General features: G+C 51.3%; 15 protein-coding genes. 11 read left to right on the forward strand and 4 right to left on the reverse strand.

The features are described from left to right. The first annotated feature begins 5 nt into the window (after positions 1-5). Positions 6-194, forward strand: a complete 189-nt coding sequence (locus KEF85_RS04120) for a hypothetical protein (RefSeq protein WP_215583453.1) — start codon at positions 6-8, stop codon at positions 192-194. 12 nt (positions 195-206) lie between these two features. After that, on the forward strand, positions 207-479 hold the full coding sequence (locus tag KEF85_RS04125; protein WP_215583454.1) for a SemiSWEET family sugar transporter: 273 nt from the start codon (positions 207-209) through the stop codon (positions 477-479). 631 nt (positions 480-1,110) lie between these two features. On the opposite strand, the gene KEF85_RS04130 is transcribed toward KEF85_RS04125, so the two are convergent. After that, positions 1,111-2,178: an alkene reductase gene (locus tag KEF85_RS04130; protein ID WP_215583455.1), complete on the reverse strand. Its 1,068-nt coding sequence runs from the start codon at positions 2,176-2,178 to the stop codon at positions 1,111-1,113. A 161-nt stretch (positions 2,179-2,339) separates the two neighbouring features. On the opposite strand from KEF85_RS04130, the gene KEF85_RS04135 reads away from it, so the two are divergent. The 9 genes from KEF85_RS04135 to KEF85_RS04170 all read left to right on the forward strand — a co-directional run bounded on the left by KEF85_RS04135 (position 2,340) and on the right by KEF85_RS04170 (position 6,956). Next, entirely contained in the window at positions 2,340-2,687 is a 348-nt protein-coding gene (locus KEF85_RS04135) for a hypothetical protein (RefSeq protein ID WP_215583456.1), read from the forward strand. 56 nt (positions 2,688-2,743) lie between these two features. Further along, complete coding sequence (cobO, locus tag KEF85_RS04140) at positions 2,744-3,280, forward strand: cob(I)yrinic acid a,c-diamide adenosyltransferase (RefSeq protein WP_215583457.1); 537 nt, start codon at positions 2,744-2,746, stop codon at positions 3,278-3,280. Positions 3,281-3,410: 130 nt separating this feature from the next. After that, positions 3,411-3,818 carry a ketosteroid isomerase-related protein gene (locus KEF85_RS04145; RefSeq protein WP_215583458.1) on the forward strand — a complete coding sequence of 136 codons (408 nt, stop codon included), beginning with the start codon at positions 3,411-3,413 and terminating at the stop codon, positions 3,816-3,818. A 110-nt stretch (positions 3,819-3,928) separates the two neighbouring features. Continuing rightward, a complete protein-coding gene (locus KEF85_RS04150) occupies positions 3,929-4,288 on the forward strand; it encodes a hypothetical protein (RefSeq protein WP_215583459.1) in 360 nt (119 codons plus the stop codon). Positions 4,289-4,337: 49 nt separating this feature from the next. Further along, on the forward strand, positions 4,338-4,460 hold the full coding sequence (locus KEF85_RS16885) for a hypothetical protein (RefSeq protein WP_281413683.1): 123 nt from the start codon (positions 4,338-4,340) through the stop codon (positions 4,458-4,460). Positions 4,461-4,484: 24 nt separating this feature from the next. Beyond that, on the forward strand, positions 4,485-4,808 hold the full coding sequence (locus tag KEF85_RS04155) for a cold shock domain-containing protein (protein WP_215583460.1): 324 nt from the start codon (positions 4,485-4,487) through the stop codon (positions 4,806-4,808). 137 nt (positions 4,809-4,945) lie between these two features. Then, positions 4,946-5,590 (forward strand): DedA family protein, encoded by a 645-nt coding sequence (locus tag KEF85_RS04160; RefSeq protein ID WP_215583461.1) that lies wholly within the window; start codon positions 4,946-4,948, stop codon positions 5,588-5,590. A 5-nt stretch (positions 5,591-5,595) separates the two neighbouring features. After that, on the forward strand, positions 5,596-6,672 hold the full coding sequence (locus KEF85_RS04165) for an AI-2E family transporter (RefSeq protein WP_215583462.1): 1,077 nt from the start codon (positions 5,596-5,598) through the stop codon (positions 6,670-6,672). Between the two features lie 53 nt (positions 6,673-6,725). Beyond that, positions 6,726-6,956 carry a TIGR02647 family protein gene (locus KEF85_RS04170; RefSeq protein WP_215583463.1) on the forward strand — a complete coding sequence of 77 codons (231 nt, stop codon included), beginning with the start codon at positions 6,726-6,728 and terminating at the stop codon, positions 6,954-6,956. A gap of 50 nt (positions 6,957-7,006) precedes the next feature. Here the strand turns inward: KEF85_RS04170 and KEF85_RS04175 are convergent, their stop codons facing one another. The 3 genes from KEF85_RS04175 to KEF85_RS04185 form a co-directional block, all read right to left on the reverse strand. Continuing rightward, positions 7,007-9,085: a multicopper oxidase family protein gene (locus KEF85_RS04175; protein WP_215583464.1), complete on the reverse strand. Its 2,079-nt coding sequence runs from the start codon at positions 9,083-9,085 to the stop codon at positions 7,007-7,009. A 777-nt stretch (positions 9,086-9,862) separates the two neighbouring features. Further along, positions 9,863-10,543 carry a Fe2+-dependent dioxygenase gene (locus KEF85_RS04180; protein ID WP_215583465.1) on the reverse strand — a complete coding sequence of 227 codons (681 nt, stop codon included), beginning with the start codon at positions 10,541-10,543 and terminating at the stop codon, positions 9,863-9,865. Between the two features lie 41 nt (positions 10,544-10,584). Then, complete coding sequence (locus tag KEF85_RS04185) at positions 10,585-11,496, reverse strand: tetratricopeptide repeat protein (protein WP_215583466.1); 912 nt, start codon at positions 11,494-11,496, stop codon at positions 10,585-10,587. Position 11,497: the final 1 nt, after the last annotated feature.

Here is an 11,497-nt window from a genome sequence, read left to right on the forward strand (position 1 = left end):
TTAACATGCCGTTAGCCATCCAGGGTATTTTGCTGATTGTCACACTGGCCGCATTGGGCGGCTGGTATCTCACTCATGGCAAAGCCCAGGACACCCCAGTCAAAGTCATGATGTTTGTCGGCTATTTCTGGTTGCTGGCCTTCCTGCAACTCTTATTATTTGCCGCCGGCTATTATTTGCGCCAATACTTTTAAAATAAAAAAACTATGGATATCTCGCCCGAAATCATCGGCTATCTGGCTGCGACCCTCACCACCGGCTCATTTCTGCCCCAGGCCGTCAAAACCATCAAAACCCGCGAAACCCATGCCTTATCCCTAGGCATGTACAGCATGTTCGCCGCCGGCGTATTTTTCTGGCTGATTTACGGCATTTATCTATCCAACAAAGCCATCATCATCGCCAACGCCATCACCTTCGTCCTCGCCGCCCTGATCCTCGGCTTCAAACTCTACAACACCTGGCGCGGCAAAGAATAAGACTAGGTTTACGCGGAATTGATACCGCTTTTTGTTTACCAAATTACCTCAGGTTCAAACCAAGCAACCGGTTTTTTTTTTGAAAAAGGTTATGTTTGCGTTAATAGTTGCTGCCGGTTTTGTGACTACTCAGCGTCCAAGTATCTCTTTAAAGCACAGGTGTTAGTAGGATGTGCTGAACGATAGTGAAGCGCATCATTCGAAGCCAAGTACTTGTTTAAAAAGATCAGCAACCTTACACAGAGTAATTACCCGGTTTTTTGCTTACAAAATGTCCTCAACTTAAGCCAACCAGCCAGGTAGGGTGGCTTCGCCGCCAGGCAAGCCACCAACGCTTAAAGGCTGTTTGGTGTTTAGCTCTCGCGAAAACACTCCGCGTGCGGGCTACTATAATCGGTGTCATCGCGGCCCGTAGCCTCAATGCAACAAAGTGGAATCGAGGGATTCAACAATGTCCTGTACAGCTTGAACCAAATATTACCAATATTGCCTTTAAATACAGACATGTATAAGATGTGCTGAACGGAGAGAAGCGCATCAATCGCGGCAAATGCTTGCTAAGCACTCAACGTCAAAGTACCCCTTAACTTAAACGGCGCGATTCAAACACTTCAGTCAGTTCAACACAGCTTTAACTCAAAAAACCATAATCCGTATAACCCACCGGCCCCGGACTATAAAAACTCTCCGGCTTAGCCGCATTCAACTCAGCCCCGGTTTTAAACCGCAACGGCAAATCCGGATTAGCCAGAAAACTCACCCCAAAAGCCACAGCGTCAATGCCACCTTGTGCCAAGGCTTGATTGGCTTCCGCCGCAGAATAGCCCATATTTGCAATCAGCGTGCCGCGATAAATCTCCCGAATCGGCGTCAGCACATCACCGTGCTGGATACCAAAAAAATCGCCGCGCATCACATGCAGATAGGCCAGATCATAGCCATTCAGCGTTTCCGCCAGCCAGCTCACCAAGGCCAGCGGATCGCTATCGATCATACTGTTAAAACTGTTCAGCGGCGAAATCCGCAGCCCCACCCGGTCACTGCCCCACACCTCAGAAACCGCCTCCACCACCTCCAGTAACAACCTGGCCCGGTTTTCAATGCTGCCGCCATAAGGGCCGCTACGCTTATTGGCGCCATCGCGCAAAAACGAATCCAGTAGATAACCATTAGCACCATGAACTTCCACGCCATCAAAACCGGCCAACTCAGCATTAATGGCCGCCTGCTTAAAGCCCGCCACAATACCGGGTAACTCGGCATCATCCAGCTCACGCGGCAGCACATAAGGCTGCTTACCCTGCGGAGTATGTACCTCATCACCAGTAATGGCGATAGCGCTGGGTGCTACCGGCTGAGCGCCATCATTCAATAAAGGATGGCAAGCCCGGCCACCATGCCAGATTTGTAAAAATATTTTGCCGCCGGCAGCGTGCACAGCATCCGTGGTCAGTTTCCACCCGGCAACCTGTTCAGTCGAATAAATACCCGGTTCATGCCAGAACGCCGAATGACCGGCTATCGCCATAGTGGCTTCGGCAATAATCAGACCGGCACTGGCGCGCTGACTGTAATATTCAGCCATTAAAGCATTAGGCACATGGCCGGCATCGGCACGGGTGCGCGTCAAAGGTGCCATCAGAATCCGATTGGCAATAGTTAAGCTGCCAAGCTGAAGTGGAGTGAATAAATCGGTCATCTTTTTTAATCCTTTAGGTTTAGGGTTCCGGAAATACCAATCTGTCGGCAAGTGTTTAAAAATATGCTGCCGGCTCAGGTAAAATAGTCCGCAGTCACTGACGGCAGACCAGCCGTCCAGATCATAACCCATTGCTGCCATGTGTTGGCGGGAGATTAAACATGAAGTCAACAATTTTACTCATCAACCTGATGTTGATATCCACCTATCCGCTTGCCCAGGCCGGCACCCTGACCAGCACAGACTGGACCCCGGCCAATTGCGGCACCAAGCCCCAATCCCCAAGCATAGATGGACACGATGTGTCCAGCTATAACCAAAGCGTCAAAGCCCTCAACGAATGGCAACAACAAGCCAGAATTTATTACGAATGTCTGGTCAAAGAAGCCAACACCGATAATGCTATTATTGCCGAATCGGCCAACCGCCAACAAAACGAATACCGGCAAAACTTCGAAAACATCACCAGCACCATAGATGCCGCCAAGCAAAAACTGGAAAAAAAGTAACAGCGGCATCACTGGAGTCGCTGCCGCTGTTCCGACAAACTCCCATTTAAACAAATATGAAAAGCAAAGAAAGACGTAACGGCGTAGTACTGGTACACACCGGTACCGGCAAAGGCAAATCATCCAGCGCCTTCGGCATGGTATTCCGGGCCGCCGGCTGGGGCATGAAGGTACTGGTCATCCAATTTATCAAAGGCCAATGGCAAACCGGCGAACAAAAAGCCGCCAGCCGCTTTGACAACATCGAATGGCATGCCTTAGGCGATGGATTTACCTGGGATACCAAAAATCCGGCCCAGGACATCCAAACCACTCAGGACATCTGGGCATTCTGCAAACAAAAAATCGCCACCGGCGCTTACGACCTGGTGGTACTGGATGAAATAAACTATTGCTGTGATTACCAATGGCTAAGCGGAGCCGAAATCGCCCAATTTATTCGCGAAGAAAAGCCGGCCTGGGTACATCTGGTCATGACCGGCCGCGGCGCCCCGCCGGAATTAATAGCCATAGCCGACACCGTCACCGAGATGCAGAAAATTAAACATGCATTCGATGGCGGCATAAAAGCCGAACAGGGTGTAGAATTTTAAGCTGAAAAAAAATCGGGTATCTGGCAAAATCTGCGCCCTTAACCTGAGAGCCGGCCCGATAAAGGCCGGGGCATAGCGATGTAATACCGGCTCTCAAGCACCATGAACCTTAACTTTACCAAAAAACACCATGCCACAAGCCACTCAACTGATCCAACAATATTATCAAGCGTTTAACAACGGCGATATGGACACCTTTCTCAGCCTGCTCACCGATGACGTGATCCATGATATCAACCAGGGTGGCCGAGAAGTAGGCAAAGCCGCATTCACCACATTCATGCAAAAAATGAATCACCATTACCGCGAACAGTTGGAAGATATCGTCGTCCTCAGCAACCAGGACGGCAGCCGTGCCGCAGCAGAATTTGTAGTACTGGGTGAATACCTCAATACCGACGAAGGGCTGCCGGAAGCCAACGGCCAAAAATATCGCCTGCCGGCCGGCGCATTTTTTGAAATTCGTGACGGCAAAGTAGCCCGCATCACCAACTACTACAACCTTGGCGACTGGATTGCGCAAGTCGATCCAGAGTAAATCTTCGCCAGATTGAATTGCCGCATTGCTGAGCCAGACTGTTTCGCTTAGAATCCGAAGGGTAATACCCTTCGGATGTGCCGAAAATAACTATAATCAGGAGAACAACAATGACTGAAGCAACAAAACTAATGATCGCCGTCATCGGTGTATTTGTCGTCGGCTTTATCATGGTCGGAGCCAACAAGCAGCAAAGCAACGAAGAAAAAGAATCCGCCGCCCAAATCCGCACCCTGGTTGCCATGCAGGAAATGGCCAACCAAAAATGCCCAAAACTGATACTCAACAAAACCGGAACCCAAGTCTTCTTCCCATCCAAAACCGACACCGACAAAACCAGCTATGTCACCATGGAATGGATAGGTGAAAAAGACTCCAACTTCAAAACCGCCTCATGCACCTTACTGCTGTCATTAGGCGGCGTATCCCGGCTAGTCATAGACGACCAAGTATTGATCGACAAAAAATAGATACATATCACCACCATCCGGCAAGCCGCCAACGGCGCTTGCCGGACCCATGATTTTTACGAAAAATCGCCCCGGCCAAATCGGCGGGCCGGTGTCTAAACCACAGCAACAATCAGTAAAACAGCAGTCGGATCAGCAACAGCAGGCCGTAACTATCCCAGACTATGACTAATAAATTGGACTAAAGAGCAAAAATATGGCAAAAACGGTTTATAAAGGTGTGCTGAAAACCTGGAAAGACGACAGAGGTTTTGGTTTTATCCAACCCGACAACGGCGATAAAGATATTTTTGTGCATATCTCATCATTAAAAGGCATGGCGCGTAGACCATATCGCGGCGACATCCTGTATTATCAGGTCGGCCAAGATGAAAAAGGCAAATTCAAAGCCATAGACGTACGTATAGAAGGCGTAGCATATCAGCCCAAAGCAAAAACATTTGCCGGCTGGTGGTTATGGTTATCGGCCCTGATCCTGGCACTCGGCAGTGCAGCAGTGGCGGCTTATCTACAAAAATAATACCGGTAAACCGGCCGGATAATGGTTTATTCAGGGTAACTACTCAGCATCCAAATCAGGCTAACCCCACGCTGCACAAAAGATTTACGGCAAAATAGTGACAATTTTTTAAAACCTTTAAACTCAGGGCGTAAGCTATGGAACTTCTACAACATCTGCTCGACATCTTTCTGCATATCGACAAACATCTAACCAATGTCATCAGCGAATACGGCACCCTCAGTTACGCCATCCTATTCCTGGTGATCTTTATCGAAACCGGCCTGGTCATCATGCCGTTTTTACCCGGCGACTCCCTGCTGTTTGCCGCCGGCGCCCTGGTAGCGATGGGCGCCTTGGACTTATACACCCTATTGGCCCTACTGATAGCCGCAGCCGTACTCGGCGATACCGTCAACTATCTGATAGGCCGGCATATCGGCCAGCGCGCCTACAACCTCAGCTGGGTCAACCGCGACCACCTGGACAAAGCCCAAAGCTTTTACCAAACCTATGGCGGCAAAACCATCTTGCTGGCCCGGTTTGTGCCGATAGTCAGAACCTTTGCCCCATTCGTAGCCGGCATCGGCCACATGCCTTACGGCTATTTTCTCAGCTATAACCTGATCGGCGGTCTGGCCTGGGTACTGATTTGCACATTCGGCGGCTATTTTTTCGGCAATATCCCCATCGTCAAACAAAACTTTGAAATAGTCATCCTGGCCATAGTCCTGGTATCGGTATTACCGGTCATCATTGAAGTCTGGAAAGAAAAACGCAATCAAGCCCGCCAGCAAGGCTAAGCAGTGTGAACTTAAACGACTCCCAAAAATGGCAGTTGCTGACCTTTACCGCCGTATTGGCCTGGCTGTTATACCAATTAGCCCCGGTATTAATGCCATTTGCCATAGCCGCCGGATTAGCCTATCTCGGCGACCCGCTGGTCGATCGCCTGGAAATCCTCCAGTACCGCCGCTATCGGCTCAACCGCACCCAGGCCGTGCTGGTAGTATTTATCGGCTTATTTCTAATCATAGCCGGATTATTGATCATCGTCATACCCACAATCGAAGATCAAATCAGCGAATTTATCGACAAATTACCCGCCTCACTGGCCTGGATAAACCACTCCGTCATCCCGGTGCTGCAAAAATACCTGGGCCGGGCCATCCGGCCAATCCAGACCGACCAACTGGCAACCCTGATCAGAAACCACTGGCAAACCGGCGGCGGCGTCACCGAAAACCTGATCATGTCCGTATCACATTCCGGCGCCGTCATTATCGGCTGGGTAATGAACCTGGTGTTAATCCCGGTGATAACCTTCTACCTGTTACGCGACTGGGATGAATTGATACGCCAGATACACAAACTTTTCCCGCGTCGCTATACCGGCCTGATCGGCAAACTGGCTCAAGAGTCAGACGAAGTATTAGGCGCCTTCATGCGCGGACAATTCTACGTCATGCTGGTACTGGGACTGATCTACAGCATCGGCCTCTGGATAACCGGCCTGGAACTGGCCTTATTAATCGGCATCCTGGCCGGCTTAATCAGCTTCATGCCCTATATGGGCGTAATAACCGGCATCAGCCTGGCCGGCATCGCCGCCTTATTACAATATCAAAACGCCGCGCATCTAATGCCGGTGTTAATCGTATTTGCTGTCGGCCACGGCCTGGAAAGCATGGTCTTAACCCCCTGGCTGGTCGGCAACAAAATAGGCCTGCATCCGGTAGCCGTCATGTTTGCGGTCATGGCCTGCGGCCAGCTGTTCGGATTTTTAGGCGTATTACTGGCATTACCGCTGGCATCGGTGATAATGGTACTGTTGCGGCATATCCACGAGCGTTATACCGACAGCCATTTTTACAGTACCTCATAGCTTAAAAGCCCAGATGGGGTACTGCTTCACAATAATAAAAAATGAGGTTTAATATGCGTTTAAATGATGATTTGGTGGCCGAAATTAGATTTCTGTCCTTGTTTAACCTGGCCTCCCATCAGGAAGGGGTCAAAGTCCACAGCAGCGCCGACCCGGAACTGATAACAGCCGCCAAACGCCTGTATGACAAAGGCATTATTACCCAGGACGATGGCGGGTATCTGACCGACCTCGGCGTGGAACTGGCTGAACACACCCAAAAAGTGCTGACCATCCTGCAATAAGCCGCCCCAACCCGGCTACGGAATACCCAATCCGCAGCCGGGTTGGCCAACTAAAAATGCTGATGCGGATTAGCCGGAACCATCGGCGCCTCAGCAGAACTGGCCACCCGCACCGTTGCCATCATCCCGCCATCCTCATGTTCCAAAATATGGCAATGGAACACAAAATCACCCGCAATCGCAAAAGGAATCTCCACCTCAACCGGAGCCGTTACACAAGCGCCGCTGCGCCAACTCGCCACCGTACCGTCACAACCCGTGTTCCCGGTCAGCACCGGCACACTATCCTGCAAAATACCGCCGACATTTTCCCCCGCACTTAAACCAGCAATTTCGCCCTTAGCCAAAACCCGGAATTTAGTTTGATGAATGTGAAAATTATGATCTTCCCCGGTCAAATTAACCACCTGCCAATGTTCATATACCGGTGCATTACCCCCAGCCAAAGGTAAACAAATACTCTTAGCCGCATCAGGAAAAGCCGACACATCCTGAAAACTGCCCGGCACAGCATGCCCATATTCATCCACCAACTCAAAGCCAATGCCAAAATTGCTGCTCAGCGGATAGCCAAAGAAAATCCGCCGCTTCCAACCGCTGGGTAAAGGCTTGCAGGCCGCCCCCATCGCCCAGCTCGGAACCACCGTCTGATTAGCCGCCGCCAATTCTTCAGCAATCGCATTAAACTGCAAACCACCGGCATCATGCTTGTGATCAAACACCTCAAGTGCAGCACTACTACGCCCGGCAGCATTACCGGAAAAATTGACCTGCGCCAAATTAACCGCCGGCCACTCATCACCATTCCACCCCGTAGCATAGCCGACAGATTTAAATATAGCCTGACTGCCGTCAGCCCTGATCACATTACCTTGTCCATCCCGATTCACCACCCATATCTCAGCCCGGCTGGCAGGCATCATATGCAGACTGGTCGCACACACCGCAGCCGGAGTTCGGGCCGAAATACCCGGACAGGCAACCGGACGGAACTTAGCCCCGCCGATTTGTTTCAGCTCCCCTTGACTAATACCGGCAGCCGGTGTCACGCTGATACCATCAATCGACAGCACCTGAATCGGCATCGCACCACTAGCAGCCGATTTACCATTACGGCTTTTCGACAACTGCAACTCATAAGTAGCACTGCCGGAAGCATTAGTAATCCGCCAAATTTGCCCGGCCGAATTAACCGAGATAGTCGGATTCAATTGGCCATTAACCGTAAAATACCATTTGCCGCCGGTATCACTATTGCACACCCCGGCAACAGAAGAAGGCACAGTGCAAAAGTCAGGATCCTCTTCATCATTCACAGATTTATCGGCATTAACCTGAATATCCTTAAGAATTAAATGGCGGACACCAATATTAGCCGCCATGCCCGGCAGATAATCATCCACCTGGCCTATAGTAATAATCCCCGATAAACCCGCCGAAATCTGATTCAAAGAAATACCGTGGGCATGGGGATGAAACCAGAACAAACCGGAAGGATGACTGGCCGGAATCTTAATCTGATAATCCGTCGTATCAGTCCGCACATCCCCATGCACATGCGAACTAGGCATAAACTCAGGCGGCCCATTCGCCGAATTAAACGTTAACACAAACACCGAATCGCCGAATAAAGCCTGGGAGGCCGAAGGGGAGGGCCGATTCGGCGATACCAGCATGCCGTGGGTATGAATATTAGTCGGATTTTGCGCCAAGAACTCTCCACCCGGTTCCTCACTGTGGGCAGAATCAACGATCCTTGGCAACTGGTTGACAAAATGCACATTCAAAGTATCGCCGGGATTAAGCTGCAAGCGCGCGCCGCCGTAAGGATTGGCATTGGTTTTGCCGGCCAGACAGGCATTGCCGGCACTGTATTTGCGCAGACAAATCTCATAAGCCCAGCCCGTCACCCCCGCCAAAGCCGTAACCGCTGCCGGCTTGGCAATCATCAGCAAATCCAGACTCCTGCTCTGACTGTCGCTGGTAAAAACCGGCGGATCGGTCAACTCACCAGCAGCAGCAAACCGGCCGCCCATCCCAACAGCCAACACACTACCCACTAAAAGCGGCAATACCAAACCAACTTTTCCGAAAAAACGCTTTTTAACATTCGGCAAACTATTCATCATCTATCCCAGCTCATTAATGTAAAAAATAGGTATAACCATTAGTAGCCTCGATGCAGCAACGCGGAATCGAGGATTCGCAGCCAATAGCACCAATATCGCCTCACACCCTCCCATTGCCACAGTACCAGCAGGATGGCCTCTGTAGCCTCGATGCAGCAACGCGGAATCGAGGATTCGCGCCAATAGCACCAATATCGCCTCACACCCTCCCATTGCCACAGTACCAGTAGGATGGCCTCTGTAGCCTCGATGCAGCAACGCGGAATCGAGGATTCGTAGCCAATAGCACCAATATCGCCTCACACCCTCCCATTGCCACATTACCAGCAGGATGGCCTCTGTAGCCTCGATGCAGCAACGCGGAATCGAGGATTCGTAGCCAATAGCACCAATATCGCCTCACACCCTCCCATTGCCACATTACCAGCAGGATGGCCCCTGTAGCCTCGATGCAGCAACGCGGAATCGAGGATTCGTAGCCAATAGCACCAATATCGCCTCACACCTTCCCATTGCCACAGTACCAGCAGGATGGCCTCTGTAGCCTCGATGCAGCAACGCGGAATCGAGGACTCGCAGCCAATTGGCTCCAATATCGCCTCACATCCTCCCATTGCCACAGTACCAGCAGGATGGCCCCTGTAGCCTCGATGCAGCAACGCGGAATCGAGGATTCGCGCCAATAGCACCAATATCGCCTCACACCTTCCCATTGCCACAGTACCAGTAGAATGTCCTAAACGCAGTGCAGCGCATCATGCCCACCCCTTATGCCCCTCACACCTCCGCCCATTGCCGCAGCAAATTGTGATAACAAGCCGCCAGCCTCAGCAATTCCGGATGCTCCAAACTATCCGCCAAACAGCAATGCAAACCAATAATTGCCTGATCCATATCGTATAAAAGCTGACGCTGCGCCGGATCTCGCACCATACTTTGCAACCAAAAAAAACAGGCATTGCGCACCCCGCCCCTCACCGGCACCACCCTGTGCAGACTGCTGGATGGATACAGCACCAAATCACCAGCCGGCAATTTCACCTGATGCGTGCCATAGGTATCGGCAATAACCAATTCACCACCCTCATAATCCTCAGGTTCAGACAAAAACAAAGTCACCGACAAATCGGTGCGGATCGGATTAACACTGCCGCGTATGGCATTGTCCACGTGATAACCAAAGCTCATCCCACTGCTATAACAATTAAACAAGGGCGGATAAATCCGCCGCGGTAAAGCCGCACTGCAAAATTGCTCACAACGCTGCAAAGCCGTTAAAACCACAGCGCCCATTTCCGCCGCTAACGGCGACTGTTCCGCAATTTGCAGATTATTCTTCACCAGAGTCGATTGATAACCGGCAGTGACCCGGCCATCCACCCAATCAGCCTGCCCAAACAACTGCCGAAGCTGTTGCAATTCCGCAGTGTTTAACACCTTCTCAATATGTAACAGCATAAAATACCCAGTTTGGAGTCAATGATAAGCACATCACCAGTCTAACTGGCCGCCAGATTCGCCGACTCGCGGCTAAGCGCCTCAGCACGCTGCAGCCAGAATTCCGCCTTATCCAGCTCAGGCTTGCCGGCCCCCGCCGTCAGCAAAGCCTGAGCGTAGCGATAACAATCCTGGGCATCACCGTGTTCACAACAGTATTCCAGCGCCGTCAAACCAAACGCTTGCAGTTCGGCATCCCGGCTGGCCCTCAACACATTAGCAACCGTTCGGCGTACATTCTGGGTACCGTTCCGCGCTGCCTGCAAAAACCACTCGGCGGCGGCCTGGGTTTGTCCGGTATCCGCCAAAACACTGGCCCAATTGAACTGACCGCGAAAATAACCGCTTTCAGCCGACTTTTGATACCAGTGATAAGCCATACTCATATCACGCGCCACCCCCCAGCCTTCCTCATAACAGCGCGCCAGCAAATTCATCGCCCTGCCGTGGCCCTGAGTCACCGCCTGGCCATACCAGAAAAATGCCCGATACAAATCACGCTGCGTACCATTACCATCCAGATAACAATGGCCCAGGTTATACTGCGCCCAGGCATTAGCCAGTTGCGCCGCACGCAGATAATGCTGAAAAGCCAGCTCAGGATTCACCATCACCCCCCAGCCGTTTTCGTAACAACGGCCCAGCATATTGATAGCATCATCATCACCGCTGTCGGCAGCACGTTGAAACCAGGTAACAGCCGCCGCCGGGTTTTTGCTCAGCCCCTGGCCTTCCAGCAACATTCGCCCCAAACGGATCTGCGCCGCCGTAATACCCTGCATCGCCGCCATGCGTATCCATACCGAAGCTTCTTTGGGGTGGTCGCTCAACACCTGCCGCAACTGACTGTCGCTCATCTCCAGCAGCTTGCCGACATACAGATCAGGCAGCCGTAAACACTGAGTGTTTTGCATA

The sequence above is a fragment of the Methylomonas paludis genome (assembly GCF_018734325.1).
In the GTDB taxonomy this organism is placed as follows: Bacteria; Pseudomonadota; Gammaproteobacteria; order Methylococcales; family Methylomonadaceae; genus Methylomonas; species Methylomonas paludis.

Bases quoted from the DNA above. Each gene is read 5' to 3' on its own strand.
- KEF85_RS04130 (WP_215583455.1), bottom strand. From the start codon at position 2,178: ATGACCGATTTATTCACTCCACTTCAGCTTGGCAGCTTAACTATTGCC.
- KEF85_RS04150 (WP_215583459.1), top strand. From the start codon at position 3,929: ATGACTGAAGCAACAAAACTAATGATCGCCGTCATCGGTGTATTTGTC.
- KEF85_RS04125 (WP_215583454.1), top strand. From the start codon at position 207: ATGGATATCTCGCCCGAAATCATCGGCTATCTGGCTGCGACCCTCACC.
- KEF85_RS04160 (WP_215583461.1), top strand. From the start codon at position 4,946: ATGGAACTTCTACAACATCTGCTCGACATCTTTCTGCATATCGACAAA.
- KEF85_RS04155 (WP_215583460.1), top strand. From the start codon at position 4,485: ATGGCAAAAACGGTTTATAAAGGTGTGCTGAAAACCTGGAAAGACGAC.
- cobO (WP_215583457.1), top strand. From the start codon at position 2,744: ATGAAAAGCAAAGAAAGACGTAACGGCGTAGTACTGGTACACACCGGT.
- KEF85_RS04170 (WP_215583463.1), top strand. From the start codon at position 6,726: ATGCGTTTAAATGATGATTTGGTGGCCGAAATTAGATTTCTGTCCTTG.
- KEF85_RS04120 (WP_215583453.1), top strand. From the start codon at position 6: ATGCCGTTAGCCATCCAGGGTATTTTGCTGATTGTCACACTGGCCGCA.
- KEF85_RS16885 (WP_281413683.1), top strand. From the start codon at position 4,338: ATGATTTTTACGAAAAATCGCCCCGGCCAAATCGGCGGGCCGGTGTCT.
- KEF85_RS04180 (WP_215583465.1), bottom strand. From the start codon at position 10,543: ATGCTGTTACATATTGAGAAGGTGTTAAACACTGCGGAATTGCAACAG.
- KEF85_RS04135 (WP_215583456.1), top strand. From the start codon at position 2,340: ATGAAGTCAACAATTTTACTCATCAACCTGATGTTGATATCCACCTAT.
- KEF85_RS04185 (WP_215583466.1), bottom strand. From the start codon at position 11,496: ATGCAAAACACTCAGTGTTTACGGCTGCCTGATCTGTATGTCGGCAAG.
- KEF85_RS04175 (WP_215583464.1), bottom strand. From the start codon at position 9,085: ATGATGAATAGTTTGCCGAATGTTAAAAAGCGTTTTTTCGGAAAAGTT.
- KEF85_RS04145 (WP_215583458.1), top strand. From the start codon at position 3,411: ATGCCACAAGCCACTCAACTGATCCAACAATATTATCAAGCGTTTAAC.